This window comes from Enterobacter sp. N5-15 (assembly GCF_057221635.1).
In genome coordinates, this window is sequence record NZ_CM170150.1 from 746,995 (window position 1) to 766,549 (window position 19,555).

Consider the following 19,555-nt stretch of genomic DNA (forward strand, 5'->3'; position numbering starts at 1 on the left):
TATCCGGCCTACAGGCTACTGCCCGTAATACGCCTTCGCGCCGTGCTTGCGCAGGTAATGCTTATCCAGCAGGGTTTGCTGCATATCCGGCAGCTGCGGCGCCAGCTGGCGACAGAAGATCCCCATATAGGCGACCTCTTCCAGCACGATGGCGTTATGCACCGCGTCTTCTGCGTTTTTCCCCCAGGCGAACGGGCCGTGGGAATGGACCAGCACGCCGGGCATTTGCGCCGCGTCGATCCCGTGTTTTTCAAAGGTTTCAACAATCACGTTACCCGTTTCCCACTCGTACTCACCGTTAATCTCCGCATCGGTCATCAGACGCGTGCAGGGAATGGTGCCGTAAAAGTAGTCCGCGTGGGTGGTGCCGGTCGCCGGGATGGACTGGCCCGCCTGCGCCCAGATGGTGGCGTGGCGCGAATGGGTATGCACAATGCCGCCGATGGTCGGGAATGAGCGGTATAGCAGTCGGTGAGTCGGGGTATCGGAGGAGGGTTTTTTGTTGCCTTCCACCACTTCGCCGGTCTCGAGGCTGACAACGACCATATCGTCTGCGGTCATTACCGTGTAGTCCACGCCGGAGGGCTTAATCACGAACACGCCTTTTTCCCGGTCAACGGCGCTGACGTTGCCCCAGGTCAGGGTCACCAGATTATGTTTCGGCAGCGCCAGGTTGGCTTCGAGCACCTGACGTTTGAGATCTTCTAACATCGTTATCTCCCTGCCCGGTGAGCGTAGCGTCACCGGGCATTCCGTACTTAGCGTTTTGAACCGTAATAGACTTCGTTCCAGCGCAGCGCGTCTTTGAAGGCGGGCAGGCGCGTGTCGTTATCAATCACGGTCAGTTCGATGTCGTGCAGCTCGGCGAACTGACGCATGTCGTTGAGATCCAGCGCGTGGCTGAACACCGTATGGTGCGCGCCGCCGGCCAGGATCCAGGCCTCTGAGGCGGTTGGCAGGTCAGGCTGCGCTTTCCACAGGGCGTTGGCGACCGGCAGTTTCGGCAGGGAGTGCGGCGTTTCAACCGCATCGACGCAGTTCACCAGCAGGCGGAAACGATCGCCCAGGTCGATCAGGCTGGCGTTGATGGCCGGGCCCGTACGGGTGTTGAAGATCAGCCGCGCCGGATCGGCTTTACCGCCGATGCCGAGATACTGCACGTCGAGGATCGGTTTCTCTTCGACGGCGATTGTCGGACACACTTCCAGCATGTGGGAGCCGAGCACCAGGTCATTGCCGTTTTCGAAGTGGTAGGTGTAGTCCTCCATAAAGGAGGTGCCGCCCTGCAGACCGGTCGACATCACCTTCATGATGCGAAGCAGAGCGGCAGTTTTCCAGTCGCCCTCGCCCGCAAAGCCATAGCCCTGCTGCATCAGACGCTGTACCGCCAGGCCCGGCAGCTGTTTCAGGCCGTGGAGGTCTTCAAAGGTGGTGGTAAAAGCGTGGAAGCCGCCCTGTTCCAGGAAGCGCTTCATGCCCAGCTCGATGCGCGCCGCGTCCAGCACGTTCTGGCGCTTGTCGCCGTTGATTTGTGCCGCAGGCGTCAGGCGATAGCTGCTTTCGTATTCGTCCACCAGCGCGCTCACGTCGCCGTCGCTGATTTCATTCACCACCTGCACCAGGTCGCCCACGGCCCAGGTATTCACGGAGAAGCCGAACTTGATCTGCGCGGCCACTTTGTCGCCGTCGGTGACCGCCACTTCACGCATGTTGTCGCCGAAACGCACCACTTTCAGGTGACGGGTGTCCTGCTTAGAGACCGCCTGGCGCATCCATGAGCCGATACGTTGTTGCGCCTTGCCATCCTGCCAGTGGCCGGTGACCACCGCGTGCTGCTGACGCATACGCGCGCCGATAAAGCCGAACTCGCGGCCGCCGTGCGCGGTCTGGTTCAGGTTCATAAAGTCCATGTCGATGCTGTCCCACGGCAGGGAGGCGTTGAACTGGGTATGGAACTGCAGCAGCGGTTTGTTGAGGATAGACAGACCGTTGATCCACATTTTTGCTGGCGAGAAGGTGTGCAGCCACACCACCAGACCGGCGCATTTATCGTCGTAGTTGGCGTCGCGGCAGATGTGGGTAATTTCGTCAGGCGTGGTGCCCAGCGGTTTTAGCACCAGTTTGCACGGCAGTTTAGCTTCCGCGTTCAGCGCGTTAACGACGTGCTCCGCGTGTTTCGTCACCTGCTGCAGCGCTTCCGGTCCGTACAGATGCTGGCTGCCAATCACAAACCACACTTCATAATTATTAAAAATGGTCATCATCGTGTCCTTAATGGGTCAGGGTTGCCGTAGTGTCCGCGGTGCTTTTGGCTGGGGCGGCGACAGGGAGATAGTGAAGTTCGGCGCTTTTTGCCCATTGCTGGTAGCGCTGATAAAGCTGTTCAAAGCGTTGTGCCTGCTGGGCGCGCGGCTGAAGCGTGTTTTCGACGGCGCTCGCCATATGCTGCTGCGCGGTCGGAATGTCGGCGTGAACGCCTGCCGCCACGGCGGCGAAAATCGCCGCGCCCAGCGCGCAGCACTGATCGGAGGCCACAATCTGCAGCGGACGGTTCAGCACGTCGCAGCAGGCCTGCATGATCACCGGGTTTTTACGGGCGATGCCGCCCAGCGCCATCACGTTGTTCACGTCGATGCCCTGCTCGGTGAAGCACTCCATAATGGCGCGGGCACCGAAGGCCGTTGCGGCAATCAGACCGCCGAACAGCGCAGGCGCGTCGGTCGCCAGGTTGAGATCGGTTATCACCCCTTTCAGACGCTGGTTGGCAAACGGCGTGCGGCGCCCGTTAAACCAGTCCAGCACCACCGGCAGGTGTTCGAGAGACGGATTTTTTGCCCAGGCTTCGGTGAGCTGTGGCAGAAGCTGCTTTTTGCTCTCGGCGATCTGGGTTTTCAGTTCAGGATGCGCCGCCGCGAGCCGATCCAGCGGCCAGCCGAGCACGCGACCAAACCAGGCGTAGATATCGCCAAACGCGGACTGACCGGCTTCCAGACCGATGAAGTCAGGCACCACGCTGCCGTCAACCTGGCCGCAGATGCCTTTCACCGCGCGGTCGCCGACGGTGGCTTTATCCGCCGTCAGGATGTCGCAGGTGGAGGTGCCGATAACTTTGACCAGCGTGTTTGGCTGCGCGCCCGCGCCCACGGCGCCCATATGGCAGTCAAAGGCGCCGCCTGAGATGGCCACGTTTTGCGGAAGCCCCAGGCGTTTTGCCCACTCTTCGCAGAGGGTGCCGACCGGAATATCGGCAGTGAAGGTGTCGGTAAACAGCGGATACGTCAGGCTCTTGTTGAGGATCGGGTCGAGCTCATCGAAGAACGCGGCCGGAGGCAGGCCGCCCCAGCTTTCATGCCACAGGGATTTATGCCCGGCGCTGCAGCGACCGCGGCGGATATCCTGCGGGCGCGTGGTGCCGGAGAGCAGGGCAGGCACCCAGTCGCACAGCTCAACCCATGACGCCGCAGCCTGTGCGACGGCGGCGTCGGCACGGGTGACGTGGAGGATCTTGGCCCAGAACCATTCGCTGGAATAAATCCCGCCGATGTAGCGCGAGTAGTCTGTTTTGCCCGGCTGATGGCACAGGTGCGTAATGGCTTCAGCCTCTTCCACAGCGGTATGGTCTTTCCACAGCACGAACATGGCGTTCGGGTTGTCTGCGAACTCCGGGCGCAGCGCCAGCACGCGGCCTTCGGCATCCACGGGGGCTGGCGTGGAGCCGGTGCTGTCGACGCCAATGCCGACAATCTCAGCCCGCTGGGCGTCAGTCAGTTCAGCCAGGACGGTTTTGATCGCCGCTTCCATCGACTCGATATAGTCACGCGGGTGGTGGCGGAACTGGTTGTTTGGCGCATCACAGTAGCGCCCCTCTTGCCAGCGCGGGTACCACTCAACGCTGGTTGCTATCTCCTGGCCGGACGTACAGTCCACTGCCAGCGCGCGAACTGAATCGCTGCCAAAATCGAGGCCAATCGCAATTGCCATGGTGTTGCTCCATCGAAAAAACAGGTATGGAAGAACATTAGAGACTGGGGACAAAAGTCGTCAGGCAGGATCCGCTAATCTTATGGACTAAATTGCTGTTACAACGGAAAGTGTGACGCCGTGCAAATATTCAATGTGGACATTTCTGCCGCACTTATAGACACTTTTGTTACTGGTTATCTGCCTGCCCTGGCGGAGAAATCAGGGGGAAAGGCTGAAACATGGCGGACGTAAAAGCGGCGTGATGCTTTTTGGATCTTTTCGCGGGCCATTTTTAACCTGCTTTTAGTGATATGGACAATTGGTTTCCTTCAGGACCCTTGGGAGAACTGAATCTATGGCCGAAACGCAAAACGATCCCCTGCTGCCGGGATACTCGTTTAACGCGCACCTTGTGGCGGGACTGACCCCTATCGAGGCTGAGGGATATCTCGACTTTTACGTCGACCGACCGCTCGGGATGAAAGGGTATATCCTCAACCTGACCGTGCGAGGGGAAGGGATCATCAAGAACGGCGACCAGCAGTTTGTCTGCCGCCCCGGCGATATCCTGCTGTTCCCGCCGGGGGAGATCCACCACTATGGCCGTCATCCGGATGCCAAAGAGTGGTATCACCAGTGGGTCTACTTCCGTCCGCGCGCCTACTGGCAGGAGTGGCTTTCCTGGCCGGCTATTTTTGCGCACACCGGTTTTTATCGCCCGGATGAGGTTCATCTGGCGCAGTTTCGCGAGCTTTTTGCGCAGATTATTGAGGCAGGACAGGCCGGTGGGCGCTACGCTGAACTGCTGGCGATTAACCTGCTCGAACAGCTGCTGCTGCGACGGATGGAGGCGATAAACGAGTCGCTTAACCCGCCGCTGGATAACCGCGTGCGCGACGCCTGCCAGTACATCAGCGACCACCTGGCCGATAGCCAGTTTGATATCGCCAGCGTTGCCCAGCACGTCTGCCTGTCGCCGTCGCGGCTGTCGCATCTGTTTCGCCAGCAGCTGGGCGTCAGCGTATTGAGCTGGCGCGAGGATCAGCGCATCAGCCAGGCGAAGCTGCTGCTCAGCACCACCCGGATGCCGATCGCCACCGTGGGGCGCAACGTGGGCTTTGAGGATCAGCTCTATTTCTCCCGCGTGTTTAAAAAATGTACCGGTGCCAGCCCGAGTGAATTCCGCGCGGGATGTGAATAAACGGTAAAAAAAGATAAACAAACAGGTGAATGCGGAAAGCAACCTGTAAACTATTCAGACAATTGTTGCCTTGACGCGGTGCGGGGCGCTAAGCAGAATCGCTGATTCGTTTTCTGACCGGAATAGTTATGCAGGCATTGCTGGAACACTTTATTACCCAGTCCGTTATGTACTCGCTCATCGCCGTGGCGCTGGTGGCGTTTCTGGAATCGCTGGCCCTGGTTGGGCTGATCCTGCCCGGCACCGTGATGATGGCAGGGCTTGGGGCGCTGATTGGCAGCGGCGAGGTTAATTTCTGGCAGGCGTGGCTGGCCGGGATTATCGGCTGCCTGCTGGGCGACTGGATCTCCTTCTGGCTGGGCTGGCGCTTTAAGAAGCCGCTGCACCGCTGGTCGTTCATGAAAAAGAACAAAGCCCTGCTGGATAAAACCGAGCATGCGCTGCATCAGCACAGCATGTTTACTATCCTCGTCGGCCGCTTTGTCGGGCCAACGCGTCCGCTGGTGCCGATGGTGGCGGGAATGCTGGATCTGCCCGTCGCGAAATTCGTGGTGCCGAACATCATCGGCTGCGTCTTCTGGCCGCCGTTCTACTTCCTGCCGGGGATCCTCGCGGGTGCTGCGATTGATATTCCTGACGGTATGCAAAGCGGCGAGTTTAGGTGGCTGCTGCTGGGCACGGCTGTGCTGCTGTGGCTGGCGGCATGGCTCTGCTGGCGGTTGTGGCGCAGCGGGAAAGCGAATATCGATCGCCTGACGCGCTACCTCCCGCGTACTCGTCTGCTCTGGCTGGCCCCGCTGACGCTGGGTGTGGCCGTGGTAACCCTGGTCGCGCTGATTCGTCACCCGCTGATGCCGGTGTACGGCGAGATTTTATTAAAAGTGGTCAGCCGTTAAGGACTTTTTCCCTCTCCCCGTGGGAGAGGGTCAGGGCGAGGGCATCAGACCGCACAAGGTAAAAGCAAAACGGCAACCAGAGTTGCCGTTTTTGATGTTTGTACCCTCTCCCCGTGGGAGAGGGCCAGGGTGAGGGCATCAGACCGCACGAATGCCCAACAGCGAAGACGCCCCCGCTTTACCACTCAGCAGTTCTTCTGTTTTTCCATCCCACAAAATACGCCCTTCGGCAATCACCACCGATCGCGGCGCAATGCGAGCGGCATCTTCGATACTGTGCGACACCATCAGCATCGTCAGCTGCTGGCGCTGACAGACGTCCTGCACCAGCGCCAGCATCTCCTGACGCAGCGCGGGATCGAGCGCCGAGAACGGCTCATCCAGCAGCAGGATCGGCTGCTCGCGCACCAGACAACGCGCCAGCGCCACGCGCTGACGCTGGCCGCCGGAAAGCTCGCCCGGCAGCCTGTCGATGAACTCAGCGATCCCCATCTGTGCGGCGATAATCTCCAGCTTCTGGCGCTGGGCATCGTTCAGCCTGAGTCCCGGATGCATTCCCAGCGCGATGTTTTGCCGCACCGTCAGGTGGGTAAACAGGTTGTTTTCCTGAAACAGCATTGAGACCGGACGTTTTGCGGGCGGCGTGTAGGTATGATCGTGATTTTCAATGACGATCGCGCCGCTTGCCGGCTGCAGAAAACCCGCAATCAAATTAAGCAGCGTGCTTTTTCCCGCGCCGCTTGGGCCAAGTACGGCGATCATCTCCCCTTGACGCACGGAGAGCGTGAAGCGCATCGGCAGATGCTGGTAAAGCCAGGTTACATCAGTCAGTTTTAACATCACGCCCCGGAAGTTTTTCGATAGCGGTAAATAAGGCAAAGCACAGCAGCAGCAGTAACAGCGCGGTGACCGCGCCGTCCTGACTGCGATAAGAGCCGATTTGCTGATAGAGCCAGTATGGCAGCGTGCGGAAATCGTCATTGCCAAAGAGAGCCACCACGCCAAAATCCCCAATCGACAGCACGCAGGCAAACGCCAGCGCCTGCGCCAGCGGGCGTTTTAGCGCGCGCAGTTCAACCACCTTCAGCCGCTGCCAGCCCTGCATGCCCAGCGACTGGCACAGCAAACCGTAGCGGCTGTTGACGTCGCGCATCGGGTTTTCCAGCACTTTGAGCGCGTAGGGAATGGCCATCAGGGCGTTGGTGAAAATCACAATGCCATCGGCTCTTTCCGGCAGGCCGATGGTGCTGTTGAACAGTAAAAAGAAGCCCGTCGCCAGCACGATGCCCGGCATCGCCAGAATCAGCATGCCCGTCAGCTCTAACGCCTGTCCGGCCTTTTGGGCCTGCCGGGCATAGAGTTCACGGCTGCTCCACAGCAGCATCATGGTCAGCATGACGCACAGTAACCCAGCCGCCAGGGCGATACGCAGCGAGGTCCAGGTGGCCTGCCAGAGGACGGGCTGTTGCAGGACGGATATGAGATTGCGGTTCAGTCCGTCAACGATAACGGCCATCAGCGGCGGCAGCAGAAGCAGGAGCGCCAGCGCAATCAGGATAAAATCGGTGACGCGGCTGTGCAGGCTGTCCTGCGGATCGCGCCAGCCGGTTATTTGATTGCTGCCAGCGGGAATGGCTTTACTCAGCCGCTGGCTCAGCAGCACCAGCGCAAGGCAGCACGCCATCTGCACCATCGCCAGCAGCGCGGCGCGACCGGGATCGTAGTCGTAACTCAGCGCCTGGTAAATCGCCAGCTCAATGGTGGTGGCCTGCGGCCCGCCGCCGAGCGACAGCACGGTGGCAAAGCTGGCAAAACAGAGCATGAAGATTAACGCCGCGACGGGCGGGATCTGGCGGCGCAGCCACGGCCATTCGACAAAGCGAAAGAATGACCAGCCGCGCATGCCGAGCTGGGCGGCAACCTGACGCTGTTCGCCGGGAATGTTTTCCAGCGCCTGCAAGAAGAGGCGCGTTGCCATCGGCATATTGAAAAAGACGTGCGCCAGCAGAATGCCCCGCAGTCCGTAAGGCGAGAATGACCATTCCAGACCAAGCTGGCCGAACAGCGAAGCCAGCCAGCCCTGGCGTCCGTAAACGCTCAGAATACCAAATACCGCCACCAGCACGGGCAGGATCAGCGTCATGGCGCACAGGCGCAGCAGTGCCAGCCTGCCGGGAAAACGCCGCCGATACAGGGCACGCGCCAGAAAAATGGCCGGGATCGCCGACAGCAGAGCAGAGAGAGACGCCTGCCAGAAGGAGAACCGGATAACGTGCCAGAGGTAGCTGTCGTGCCAGAGGGCGAGCAGGTCGCTCTCTGGCGCGTTGAACCACAGTGCAAGAAAAGCTCCCAGGCTGACCACTACCATCACTATGGCGGCGAGCAGCCCGGGAAGTAACCAGCCGGGAATCAACGGCTGACGGCGCGTTGCCATTCACTTACCCATGCTGCACGCTGCGCGGCGACCTGCTGCGGCGTAAACTCCAGCGAGGCTGTTGGTTTGGTCAACTGCTCGAAACCTGCGGGCAGGGCAACGTTAGTGACCGGATACATCCAGTTGCCTGCGGGAATCGCATTCTGGAACGCCGGTGAAACCATGAACTTCAGGAACTTCTCGGCCAGCTCCGGCTGTTTGCTGGCGGCGGTACGCGCGGCGACTTCCACCTGCAGATAGTGCCCTTCAGCAAAATTAGCGGCAGCGTAGTTATCTTTCTTCTCGGCGATGATGTGGTAGGCCGGAGAGGTGGTATAGCTCAGCACCAGGTCGCTTTCGCCTTTCAGGAACAGGCCATAGGCTTCGCTCCAGCCCTTGGTCACGGTGACGGTTTTGGCGGCCAGTTTCTGCCACGCTTCCGGCGCTTTATCCCCGTAGACCTTCTGCATCCACAGCAGCAGGCCCAGACCCGGCGTGCTGGTACGCGGATCTTCATAAATCACGCGCCACTTCTGGTCACTTTCAACCAGCTCTTTCAGGCTCTTCGGCGGGTTTTTCAGCTTGTTTTTGTCATACACGAACGCAAAGTAGCCGTAGTCGAACGGCACAAAGGTGTCGTTTTTCCAGCCGCCCGGCACGTTAACGGCATCTGCCGCAACGCCGCTTTTGGCAAACAGTTTGGTTTGCGAGGCGGCTTCCAGCAGGTTGTTATCCAGACCGAGCACCACGTCGGCCTTGCTGTTTTTGCCTTCCATGCGCAGACGGTTGAGCAGCGACACGCCATCTTCCAGTGCCACGAACTTCAGCTCGCAGTTACAGTCCGCTTCGAAGGCTTTTTTGACTACCGGGCCAGGGCCCCAGTCGGCAGAGAAGGAGTCATAGGTATAGACCGTCAGGACGGGCTTGGCAAAAGCAGGCAACGCCAGCAGCGCCAGCAGGGGGAGAACTTTTTTTAACACTTTGCACCTCAAAGTTGAGTGGCAAAGGATTTTGAGCGACAGCCTCAAATCCCTTCGCCGGCGTTATCCGGATCAGGTTCGACGGGTATTATCTCAGCGCACATCTGTGATGCAGCACCCCGTTGAGAACGGCGCTATTGTAATGATTTGGTGAATATTACGAAAGCGTTATGGCTCCGGCGGTGCAAACCAGGCGGATTTAAAATCAAACCAGCCCAGGGTATTCATCCGCAGGCCGCGCATGCTGCGCTGGCCCTGGATCATCAGCCAGTGGTGGATCAACGGTACGATCGCCTGCTCGGCCAGAAGCTGCTGGCACCACGCAGCAAGATTCATTTCTCCCGCACGCCACTGGGCGGCATCCTGCTGCCAGTCACGGTCGATGCAGTGCTGGATGAGAGGAACTTCATACAGATGCGAGAAAAGGGAAAAATCGAGCGGCAGGGTAAAGTTGGCGCTGTTGAGCCAGATATCACTGGCGATCTCACCCTGATGCCATTCGTCATAGTCCACTTCCCTGACGTCTAACGTGACCCCCTCGGCTGCCAGCAGTCGGGTCATGATTCTGGCGATAAAACGATGCTCCACGTGCTCGCGGTAGTAGGTCAGGGTGATGGACTCCAGCCCGGCGGGTTTGTCGCAGTGCACCGGGCGGGCGTGGTGCCAGCGCGGAAGCAGGCCGTACGCCGGGAACCAGTATGTCTGGTACTGCTCTTCCGCATGGTAGATCAGATTGGAAGGAGACAAAACGTGGCTGATCCACTTGCGCACGGCCTGATTTGCCCCACGGTGGGTGCGGCGGTCAAAGAGGAGATAGTAACATCCCTCTTCCAGGCGACTCTCCACGGCCTTTTCTCCCGTGGTGGGGCCTTCAAGCGTTAGTCCGGCGCTCAGCTCTTCATTGAGATCCGGTAATACCCACACGTTCACTTCGTCGATCAGCGCCCGATAGCCAAAGTAGTCATCGAACGCGCGGATTTTCAGCTGGTTGCTGTTATTGCGGGACACGGAGTAGGGGCCGGTGCCAATCGGCTGGCTGGCAAAGTTGTTCAACGATTCCCACTCACCGGGCAAAATCATCGACGGCACATAGCCCAGCAGCCAGGGAAGCCACTTATCCAGCTGCGACAGCTCGATATCCAGCGTCCAGGCCGTGGGGGAGTGGACGCGGGAGATATGGGAGTAGAGCGGGAGCTTGCGGACGCGTTCCAGAGAGGCGATGACGTCGTGCATTTCCAGCTCGCGGCCGTGGTGAAAGTGGATGCCGGGGCGTAAGAAGAAGCGCCAGTGAAGCGGGGAAACCTGCTGCCAGTGGTGCGCGATATCCGCTTCCAGTTCCCCGTTTTCCTCATTTATGCGCGTCAGGCCGCTGAAGATTTGCCGGGCCATGTGGGTTTCAGAGCGGCGTAAGGCCGTGCCGGGCAACAGATTTTTCATTGGGCGATAGTAGAGCACCCGCAGGATGTGTCGGCCCTGACGAAAGCTGCGTCCGAGATGGGAAACCAGCATCTGGCGCACGGCGGCTTTGTCGCCCACCAGCTGTACCAGCTGATCGATGCGGTCCTGCTCCAGCAGGTCTTCCGCGCGCTGCTGCTGCAACGCCAGCCCGGTATAGAGAAAGGTCAGTCGCGAGCGTTTGCCGCGTCCCGCCTCCGCTTCCCAGCTTAACCATCCCTGCTGCTGCATGGTGTTGAGCAGCGTGCGCATATGGCGGCGGGAACAGCTAAGCAGGTCAGCCAGCTCGTTGAGCGTGGTCTCCTGCGATTGCCCCTCGCAGCACTGCCAGAGGCGGATAAACTGTTGTTGCAGACGACCGGAAGGCATAAAAGGGGAACTCCTGACAAAAAACCAGCAATTTATTTATCCCTATATTAGGCCAATAATTCTCCTCGATGAAGCGAGGAGGTAAATTATGAAGAGGTCTACCGCACGTCAGTTTTATCAGCAGTACTTTTCAGCGACAAAGGGATCGTCCTGGCTGGCCCGCCGGTGTGCAGAGCAACGGCTGAAAACGTTAGAAGAATTGATGCAGTGGGACGTTACAACACCGACCTCTTCCCGCTAACTCGCCTCGATCATGTGTGACTGAGTATTGGTGCTAATCACCCGCCAGCAAAATGTTTTTGCTGGCTTTTTTCGTTTATTCTTTCACCCGGTTTCGATTTGCTTTCACAAGGACTTGCGCATGCTGTGGTTGATGACGATGGGGCGGCGCCTGAACGGCGTGTATGCCGCTTTTATGCTGGTGGCCTTTATGATGGGCGTGGCGGGTGCGCTGCAGGCGCCGACGCTGAGCCTGTTTCTCAGCCGCGAGGTGGGGGCACAGCCGTTTTGGGTCGGCCTGTTTTATACCGTCAACGCCATTGCCGGGATCCTGGTCAGCCTCGCGCTGGCGAAACGATCGGACAGCCAGGGCGATCGCCGCAGGCTGATCCTCTTTTGCTGCGCCATGGCCGTGGGCAACGCGCTGCTCTTTGCCTTCAACCGTCATTATCTGACGCTGATTACCTGCGGCGTGCTGCTGGCGTCGCTGGCGAACACCGCCATGCCGCAGCTGTTCGCGCTGGCCCGTGAATATGCGGATAATTCGGCGCGGGAAGTGGTGATGTTCAGCTCGGTGATGCGTGCCCAGCTCTCGCTGGCGTGGGTCATTGGGCCGCCGCTGGCCTTCATGCTGGCGTTGAACTACGGCTTTACCGCCATGTTCTCCATCGCCGCCGGGATTTTTGTCATCAGCCTGGTATTGATTGCCTTCGCGCTGCCGTCCGTGGCGCGCGTCGAACAGGCGACGGATAAACCTGTCACCCAGGTGAGCGGCTGGCAGGACAAAAACGTCCGCATGCTGTTTATTGCCTCCACGCTGATGTGGACCTGCAACACCATGTACATCATCGATATGCCGCTGTGGATCAGCAGCGATCTGGGTTTACCGGATAAACTCGCGGGGATCTTAATGGGGACCGCCGCCGGGCTGGAAATTCCGGCGATGATTCTGGCGGGTTACTACGTTAAGCGCTTTGGAAAGCGTCGGATGATGATCGTCGCCGTGGCGGCCGGGGTGCTGTTCTACGCGGGGCTGATCCTTTTCCATTCGCGTGAAGCGTTGCTGGCGCTGCAGCTGTTTAACGCCGTGTTTATCGGGATTGTTGCCGGGATCGGCATGCTCTGGTTTCAGGATCTCATGCCCGGTCGTGCAGGCTCGGCGACCACGCTTTTTACCAACAGTATTTCAACCGGGGTGATTCTGGCAGGCGTGATTCAGGGGGCGCTGGCGCAAAGCTATGGGCATGCGTCTGTTTACTGGATGATTGCGGCGATCTCTGTCGTGACGCTTCTGCTGACCTGCCGCGTGAAAGACGTGTGATTGGATCAATGAAACGGAGCCCGGAAATGCCGGGCTCTGCGAACCGTTTACTCTGAATACTGATATTTACGCTGCGCGCGTAGCGTCAGGTACATATGGACGAGGCCCATGAAACCGTGTGCCCAGAAATATGTCTCAATAAAGACCGTCAGGAATTTATGCAAATTTAAGGCGGATTCCGTGATGGACGACACGGGCCCGAGCGTGGCGTTCAGCACGAACCAGGCCGCGCCGCAGAGTGCAACGCCCAGCAGCGCCAGCACGCCCAGACCTTGCACCGTTGCCGCCATGCCGCCGGCATGCGCGTCAGGAAGCTGACGCTGCGTGAGGGTGCGAATATCGTCAATGATTCCACGAAAATCCAGCACCAGCCAGGCGAAGTAATATTTAAATCCGCGCTGGGTTAACATCCATGCCATCATGGCAATGCCACAAAAAATTAAACCAAATCCGGAGATAATATGCATCCAGGTGACAATTCCGTTCAGTCCGGATTCGTGAAGGGCTTCACTTTCGGTGAAATTAGAATTGATAATCTGGACCAGCACCAGAACGGCCACAAGAATGTGCAGTACGCGAAGAAAAGGCGTTTCTTTATGGGGAAGCGCATTGCGTAGCGTTGGGTTCATCGCTTTTTACCTCAATAATGAGAGAGCTGATGCGATGCAGTGTGACGCAGATTAATTAACGAAACCTTAACGATGGATTGCGTCACACTGTATTTATGCGTTCTGATTAGCGGGCAGGATCAATATGCGTCATCACGTTCAGCACGTTGAATTTTTGCATCACGTTGTTTCTGGCATTGACGGCAATCTGATGCCCTTCTTTTACGCTTAATTCGCCGTTCACTTCCAGATGGACATCGACAAGGGCTAAATCGCCCATCTTGCGGGTTTTTAAATCATGGAGTCCGGTAACGCCCTCGGTTGAGAGAAGACAGGTTTTGATGTCGTGCTCCAGCTCGGGCTCAAGCGAACGGTCCATCAGGTCGTGCAGGGCATCGGCTGAGAATTTGTAGCCCATATGGGCGATAAATATCCCAACAATCAGGGCCGCAATCAGGTCCATCGCGTGAAAACCCACTAAATTCCCGGCAATCCCGATGGCGACAACCACTGACGAGGCGGCGTCAGAACGGGCATGCCAGGCATTGGCTATCAGCAGCGAGGACTGAATACGTTTTCCCGTGGCAAACATGTATCTGAACAGGCTTTCCTTCACGACCAGCGCCAGTATCGCCACCCACAAAGCGGCCCCTTTCACCAGCTGATGCGTCTCGGGGTGAAGCAGTTTATTCCCTGCGGACCAGAGCATCCCGACGCCAACAAGCAGCAGAATAGCGCCAATAATGAGCTTTGCACCGTTTTCGAAACGCAGATGACCGTAATGATGATCGATATCAGAGGCTTTCTGACTCTTTTTATTCGCAATCAAAACGACAAAATCAGAGGATAAATCGGAAAGAGAATGAATCCCATCAGCAATTAATCCCTGTGAGCCGGAGAATATACCTGCAACTATCTGAAAGCCGGTGAGTAAACTATTTGTTATCACGCTCACTATTGTGCATTTTTGTATTTCTTGAGAACGGAGGTGAGACTCATTGCCATTTTTCTTTTCCATGATAATTTCCGCTGCCAGCTAATTGAGAGATTATTCTGCGCAGGGAACATTAAATTGACATTAAATGTAACGTCATTATTGGCTGGGTTTGCGAAGTATTTACAGAAGGAGGATTGGGGATCGGGATAAAACGCGGCCTGCAGAGTGCGCTGCAGGCCGGAGGATTATTTCATAAATGCGGGTTGTTTTTGTTCGTAAGTGGCAATTGCCGCTTCGTGCTGGAGTGTTAAACCAATGCTGTCCAGACCGTTCAGCATGCAGTGACGGCGGAAGGCATCAATGCTGAAGCTGTAGGTCTTATCCCCGGCTTTCACCACTTCGGCTTCCAGATCCACTTCAAACGAAATGCCCGGATTCGCCTTAACCAGCGCGAACAATTCATCGACCTGTTCATCGCTCAGCGTCACCGGCAGCAGCTGGTTGTTGAAGCTGTTACCGTAGAAGATATCCGCGAAGCTTGGGGCAATGACCACTTTAAAGCCGTAGTCGGTGAGCGCCCACGGCGCGTGTTCACGGGATGAGCCGCAGCCAAAGTTTTCCCGCGCCAGCAAAATGGAGGCGCCTTTGTATTCCGGGAAGTTCAGAACGAATTCCGGATTAGGCACTTCGCCCTTATCGTCGAGGAATCGCCAGTCGTTAAACAGATGTGCGCCGAAACCGGTACGCGTCACCTTCTGCAGAAACTGTTTCGGAATAATAGCGTCAGTATCGACGTTGGCGGCGTCCAGCGGGACAACACGGCCCGTATGTTGGGTAAATTTCTCTGCCATGATTGTCTCCTTATTTCAGGCTGCGAATATCGGCGAAATGGCCGGTGACTGCCGCAGCGGCGGCCATTGCCGGGCTGACCAGATGGGTGCGCCCACCGCGGCCCTGACGGCCTTCAAAGTTACGGTTGCTGGTAGAGGCGCAGCGCTCACCCGGATTCAGGCGATCGTTGTTCATGGCCAGACACATGGAGCAGCCAGGCAGACGCCACTCGAAGCCCGCTTCGATAAAGATCTTATCCAGACCTTCGGCTTCCGCCTGGGCCTTCACCGGACCGGAGCCAGGTACCACCAGCGCCTGCACGCCCGGTGCCACTTTGCGGCCTTTGGCAATCTCGGCGGCGGCACGTAAATCTTCGATACGGGAGTTGGTGCAGGAACCGATAAAGACCTTATCAATGGTTACGTCGGTCAACGGCACGCCGGGCTTCAGCCCCATATAGGCCAGCGCTTTTTCCGCACTGGCGCGCTCGACCGGATCGGCGAAGGAGGCCGGATCGGGAATGGCGTCATTGACGGAAATCACCTGACCCGGGTTGGTGCCCCAGGTCACCTGAGGCGCAATCTCTTCTGCCTGCAGCGTGACAACGGTATCAAACGTTGCGCCATCGTCGGTTTTCAGGGTTTTCCAGTACGCGACCGCGTCGTCAAAATTCTGACCTTTCGGCGCGTGCAGACGACCCTTCACATAGTTAAAGGTGGTGTCGTCCGGGGCGACCAGACCGGCTTTTGCGCCCATCTCAATGGCCATATTGCACAGGGTCATGCGTCCCTCCATGCTCAGCGCCTGGATGGCTTCACCACAGAATTCAACAACATGACCGGTGCCGCCCGCGCTGCCGGTTTTACCGATGATGGCCAGCACGATGTCTTTTGCGGTAATACCCGGTGCGGCTTTACCCTTCACTTCAATCTTCATGGTTTTGGCGCGGCCCTGTTTCAGGGTCTGCGTTGCCAGCACATGTTCCACTTCGGACGTGCCGATACCGAACGCCAGCGCGCCAAACGCGCCGTGGGTCGCGGTATGGGAGTCACCGCAGACGATGGTCATGCCCGGCAGGGTGATCCCTTGCTCAGGCCCCATCACGTGGACGATGCCCTGATACGGATGGTTCAGGTCGTACAGCTCAACGCCAAACTCGTTGCAGTTCTTAATCAGCTCCTGCATCTGGATACGCGCCATCTCACCCGAGGCATTAATGTCTTTGGTCTGGGTGGAAACGTTGTGATCCATCGTCGCGAAGGTTTTACCCGGCTGACGTACCGGGCGCTTGTGCGCGCGCAGGCCGTCAAATGCCTGAGGTGAGGTCACTTCGTGTACCAGATGACGATCAATGTACAGCAGCGGGGTTTCGTTTGGCGCCTCGTAAACAACGTGCGCATCAAACAACTTTTCATATAACGTCTTAGCCATGATTACACCCCTTCAGCGACATAGCGGGCAATGATGTCGCCCATTTCATCGGTACTGACTGCCGCCGTGCCGCGTGATAAATCGCCGGTACGGACGCCTTCTTCTAACGCCCGGTTAATGGCGTTCTCAATTGCGGTTGCCGCATCGCCTGCATCCAGGCTGTAGCGCAGCAGCAGGGCCAGGGAGAGGATCTGCGCAATCGGGTTGGCAATGTTCTTGCCTGCGATATCCGGCGCGGAGCCGCCCGCAGGCTCGTACAGGCCAAAGCCTTCTTCATTCAGACTTGCGGAGGGCAGCATGCCCATGGAGCCGGTGATCATCGCGCACTCGTCAGAGAGGATATCGCCGAACAGGTTGGAGCACAGCAGCACGTCAAACTGGGACGGATCCTTAATCAACTGCATGGTCGCGTTGTCGATGTACATGTGCGACAGCGCGACGTCCGGGTACTGCTTAGCCACTTCACTGACTATCTCACGCCACAAAATGGAGGACTGCAGCACGTTCGCTTTATCTATAGAGGTCACTTTATGGCGGCGTTTGCGCGCCGACTCGAACGCGATGTGGGCGATACGTTCGATTTCGAAACGGTGATACACCTCGGTGTCGAACGCTTTCTCGTGTTGTCCGCTGCCTTCGCGCCCTTTTGGCTGACCGAAATAGATCCCGCCGGTCAGTTCACGCACGCACAGAATGTCGAAACCGTTGGCGGCGATATCCGCGCGCAGCGGGCAGAACTCTTCCAGACCCTGATACAGCTTCGCCGGACGCAGGTTGCTGAACAGCTTGAAATGTTTACGCAGCGGCAGCAGCGCGCCGCGCTCTGGCTGCTCTGCCGGCGGCAGGTGTTCCCATTTCGGGCCACCGACGGAACCAAACAGCACGGCATCGGCATTTTCGCAGCCTTCAACGGTCGCTTTTGGCAGCGGCGTACCGTGGTTATCAATCGCAATACCGCCCACGTCGTAGTGGCTGGTGGTGATTTTCATCGCAAAACGCGCGCGAACGGCTTCCAGTACTTTCAGCGCCTGTGCCATCACTTCCGGACCAATACCGTCGCCCGGTAACACAGCAATATGGTAATTCTTCGACATTACACGGTTTCCTTGTTGTTCTCTTTATTCTGAGCTTTGCGTTGCAACTCTTTTTCGACTTCGGCGGCGCGCCAGATGTTGTTCAGAACGTGCACCATCGCTTTCGCGGAGGATTCAACGATATCGGTCGCCAGGCCCACGCCGTGGAAGCGGCGGCCGTTGTGGGTAACAACAATGTCGACCTGACCCAGTGCATCTTTGCCGTGGCCCTTGGCCGTCAGGTCATACTTCACCAGCTCAACGTCGTACTCGGTGACGCGGTTAATCGCCTGGTAGATGGCATCGACAGGGCCGTTACCGTTCGCGGCCTCTGCTTTAATTTCATCACCGCAGGCCAGTTTGACCGAGGCGGTGGCGATGTTGCTGGAGCCGGACTGCACGTTGAAGTAATCCAGACGGAAGTGCTCGGGCTCTTCCTGCTGCTTGTTAATAAAGGCCAGCGCTTCCAGGTCATAGTCGAATACCTGACCTTTTTTGTCGGCCAGCTTCAGGAACGCGTCGTACAGCTGATCCATGTTGTAATCGCTGTCCTGATAACCCATCTCTTCCATACGGTGCTTAACCGCCGCGCGGCCGGAACGGGAGGTCAGGTTCAGCTGCACCTGATTCAGGCCGATGGATTCCGGGGTCATGATTTCGTAGTTTTCGCGGTTCTTCAGGACGCCATCCTGGTGAATACCGGAGGAGTGTGCGAAGGCACCGGTGCCGACAATCGCTTTGTTAGCGGGAATGGGCATGTTGCAAATCTGGCTGACGGTCTGGCTGGTGCGCCAGATTTCGTTGTGATTGATGCGGGTGTGCACGTCCATGATGTCTTTGCGCACTTTGATCGCCATGATCACTTCTTCCAGCGAACAGTTGCCCGCGCGTTCGCCGATACCGTTCATCGCGCCTTCTACCTGGCGCGCCCCGGCGTGGACGGCGGCGATGGCGTTGCCCACGGCCAGACCCAAATCATCGTGGGTGTGGACGGAGATAATTGCCTTATCAATATTCGGTACGCGGTCATACAGGCCGGTGATGATGTTGGAGAACTCAAACGGCATGGTGTAGCCGACGGTGTCCGGGATGTTGATGGTTTTCGCGCCCGCGTTGATGGCGGCTTCCACAACGCGCGCCAGGTCTTCGATTGGCGTACGGCCCGCATCTTCACAGGAGAATTCAACGTCATCGGTATAGTTGCGTGCGCGTTTAACCATGTAAACCGCGCGCTCAATCACCTCATCCAGCGTGCTGCGCAGCTTGGTTGCGATGTGCATAGGCGAGGTCGCAATAAAGGTGTGGATACGGAACGCTTCGGCGACTTTCAATGACTCGGCAGCAACGTCGATGTCTTTCTCTACGCAGCGCGCCAGGGCACACACGCGGCTGTTTTTAATGGTGCGAGCGATAGTCTGGACGGATTCGAAATCACCCGGAGACGAGACCGGGAAACCGACCTCCATCACGTCGACACCCATACGTTCGAGAGCCAGCGCGATCTGCAGTTTCTCTTTTACACTCAGGCTTGCCTGTAATGCCTGTTCACCGTCACGTAAAGTAGTATCGAAAATAATGACTTGCTGGCTCATGGGTTAGGTCCTTGTCAGTCTTAGGGCGCCTTGCTACGAGCATAAAAAAACCCGCGCAGTGGCGCGGGTTTTTAGTCTTACTGGTGACGATTCAACGCTGAATTTCGCCCGCCAGTCTACCGCGCACAGTGAATGCGTTTAGTAGTAGTAGACCGGTGAAACGAATGGTGCGAATCATGAATCGTGCTCCGTTAAATTCAATATGCTTTTAGTGGTACTGGATACGGCCGTTCATGTCAACCCCTGACGATGAAAACGGGCCCGGC

The 19,555-nt window shown here is 57.7% G+C and carries 18 protein-coding genes and 1 riboswitch; of the genes, 4 read left to right on the forward strand and 14 right to left on the reverse strand.

The features are described from left to right. Nucleotides 1–15 precede the first annotated feature (15 nt). The 3 genes from araD to araB are packed head-to-tail and all read right to left on the reverse strand — an operon-like array spanning nucleotide 16 to nucleotide 3,981. Nucleotides 16–711, reverse strand: coding sequence for an L-ribulose-5-phosphate 4-epimerase (gene araD / locus AC2TE5_RS03525; protein ID WP_484612667.1), 696 nt, complete (start codon nucleotides 709–711; stop codon nucleotides 16–18). A gap of 47 nt (nucleotides 712–758) precedes the next feature. Beyond that, on the reverse strand, nucleotides 759–2,261 hold the full coding sequence (gene araA, locus AC2TE5_RS03530; protein ID WP_023310371.1) for an L-arabinose isomerase: 1,503 nt from the start codon (nucleotides 2,259–2,261) through the stop codon (nucleotides 759–761). Nucleotides 2,262–2,271: 10 nt separating this feature from the next. Continuing rightward, nucleotides 2,272–3,981, reverse strand: a complete 1,710-nt coding sequence (gene araB, locus AC2TE5_RS03535) for a ribulokinase (protein WP_484612668.1) — start codon at nucleotides 3,979–3,981, stop codon at nucleotides 2,272–2,274. 337 nt (nucleotides 3,982–4,318) lie between these two features. On the opposite strand from araB, the gene araC reads away from it, so the two are divergent. Beyond that, a complete protein-coding gene (gene araC / locus AC2TE5_RS03540) occupies nucleotides 4,319–5,164 on the forward strand; it encodes an arabinose operon transcriptional regulator AraC (RefSeq protein ID WP_023310373.1) in 846 nt (281 codons plus the stop codon). 128 nt (nucleotides 5,165–5,292) lie between these two features. Continuing rightward, nucleotides 5,293–6,060 carry a DedA family protein gene (locus tag AC2TE5_RS03545; protein WP_484612669.1) on the forward strand — a complete coding sequence of 256 codons (768 nt, stop codon included), beginning with the start codon at nucleotides 5,293–5,295 and terminating at the stop codon, nucleotides 6,058–6,060. Between the two features lie 138 nt (nucleotides 6,061–6,198). Here the strand turns inward: AC2TE5_RS03545 and thiQ are convergent, their stop codons facing one another. The 4 genes from thiQ to sgrR form a co-directional block, all read right to left on the reverse strand. Further along, a complete protein-coding gene (gene thiQ, locus AC2TE5_RS03550; protein WP_213329271.1) occupies nucleotides 6,199–6,900 on the reverse strand; it encodes a thiamine ABC transporter ATP-binding protein ThiQ in 702 nt (233 codons plus the stop codon). Continuing rightward, nucleotides 6,884–8,494 carry a thiamine/thiamine pyrophosphate ABC transporter permease ThiP gene (gene thiP / locus AC2TE5_RS03555; protein WP_484612670.1) on the reverse strand — a complete coding sequence of 537 codons (1,611 nt, stop codon included), beginning with the start codon at nucleotides 8,492–8,494 and terminating at the stop codon, nucleotides 6,884–6,886. The genes thiQ and thiP overlap by 17 nt, the downstream gene beginning before the upstream one ends. Next, the gene (thiB, locus tag AC2TE5_RS03560; protein ID WP_213329266.1) at nucleotides 8,470–9,453 is read right to left on the reverse strand and encodes a thiamine ABC transporter substrate binding subunit; all 984 of its coding nucleotides are present in this window, start codon (nucleotides 9,451–9,453) and stop codon (nucleotides 8,470–8,472) included. The genes thiP and thiB overlap by 25 nt, the downstream gene beginning before the upstream one ends. Nucleotides 9,454–9,484: 31 nt before the next feature. Continuing rightward, a riboswitch (TPP riboswitch) is annotated at nucleotides 9,485–9,585 on the reverse strand. A gap of 36 nt (nucleotides 9,586–9,621) precedes the next feature. Further along, a complete protein-coding gene (sgrR, locus tag AC2TE5_RS03565) occupies nucleotides 9,622–11,277 on the reverse strand; it encodes an HTH-type transcriptional regulator SgrR (RefSeq protein ID WP_213329263.1) in 1,656 nt (551 codons plus the stop codon). Nucleotides 11,278–11,365: 88 nt separating this feature from the next. Between sgrR and sgrT the strand changes: the two genes are divergently transcribed. Together sgrT and AC2TE5_RS03575 are read left to right on the forward strand one after the other, a co-directional pair. Then, the gene (gene sgrT, locus AC2TE5_RS03570) at nucleotides 11,366–11,518 is read left to right on the forward strand and encodes a glucose uptake inhibitor SgrT (protein ID WP_023334488.1); all 153 of its coding nucleotides are present in this window, start codon (nucleotides 11,366–11,368) and stop codon (nucleotides 11,516–11,518) included. 120 nt (nucleotides 11,519–11,638) lie between these two features. After that, nucleotides 11,639–12,817 (forward strand): sugar efflux transporter, encoded by a 1,179-nt coding sequence (locus tag AC2TE5_RS03575; protein ID WP_311391180.1) that lies wholly within the window; start codon nucleotides 11,639–11,641, stop codon nucleotides 12,815–12,817. 47 nt (nucleotides 12,818–12,864) lie between these two features. Here AC2TE5_RS03575 and AC2TE5_RS03580 read toward each other — a convergent pair whose 3' ends face one another. From AC2TE5_RS03580 to leuL, 7 genes are all read right to left on the reverse strand, one after another. Further along, nucleotides 12,865–13,446 (reverse strand): cytochrome b/b6 domain-containing protein, encoded by a 582-nt coding sequence (locus AC2TE5_RS03580; protein WP_213329258.1) that lies wholly within the window; start codon nucleotides 13,444–13,446, stop codon nucleotides 12,865–12,867. A 106-nt stretch (nucleotides 13,447–13,552) separates the two neighbouring features. Next, nucleotides 13,553–14,443: a cation diffusion facilitator family transporter gene (locus tag AC2TE5_RS03585; protein WP_213329256.1), complete on the reverse strand. Its 891-nt coding sequence runs from the start codon at nucleotides 14,441–14,443 to the stop codon at nucleotides 13,553–13,555. Nucleotides 14,444–14,607: 164 nt separating this feature from the next. Then, a complete protein-coding gene (leuD, locus tag AC2TE5_RS03590) occupies nucleotides 14,608–15,213 on the reverse strand; it encodes a 3-isopropylmalate dehydratase small subunit (RefSeq protein WP_048989656.1) in 606 nt (201 codons plus the stop codon). Between the two features lie 10 nt (nucleotides 15,214–15,223). Beyond that, entirely contained in the window at nucleotides 15,224–16,624 is a 1,401-nt protein-coding gene (leuC, locus tag AC2TE5_RS03595) for a 3-isopropylmalate dehydratase large subunit (RefSeq protein ID WP_121425012.1), read from the reverse strand. Nucleotides 16,625–16,626: 2 nt separating this feature from the next. Beyond that, nucleotides 16,627–17,718 carry a 3-isopropylmalate dehydrogenase gene (leuB, locus tag AC2TE5_RS03600; protein ID WP_484612671.1) on the reverse strand — a complete coding sequence of 364 codons (1,092 nt, stop codon included), beginning with the start codon at nucleotides 17,716–17,718 and terminating at the stop codon, nucleotides 16,627–16,629. Continuing rightward, the gene (gene leuA, locus AC2TE5_RS03605; RefSeq protein WP_213329254.1) at nucleotides 17,718–19,289 is read right to left on the reverse strand and encodes a 2-isopropylmalate synthase; all 1,572 of its coding nucleotides are present in this window, start codon (nucleotides 19,287–19,289) and stop codon (nucleotides 17,718–17,720) included. Before leuA ends, leuB begins: the two co-directional genes overlap by 1 nt. Nucleotides 19,290–19,380: 91 nt before the next feature. Continuing rightward, nucleotides 19,381–19,467: a leu operon leader peptide gene (gene leuL, locus AC2TE5_RS03610; protein WP_071787438.1), complete on the reverse strand. Its 87-nt coding sequence runs from the start codon at nucleotides 19,465–19,467 to the stop codon at nucleotides 19,381–19,383. Nucleotides 19,468–19,555 lie beyond the last annotated feature (88 nt).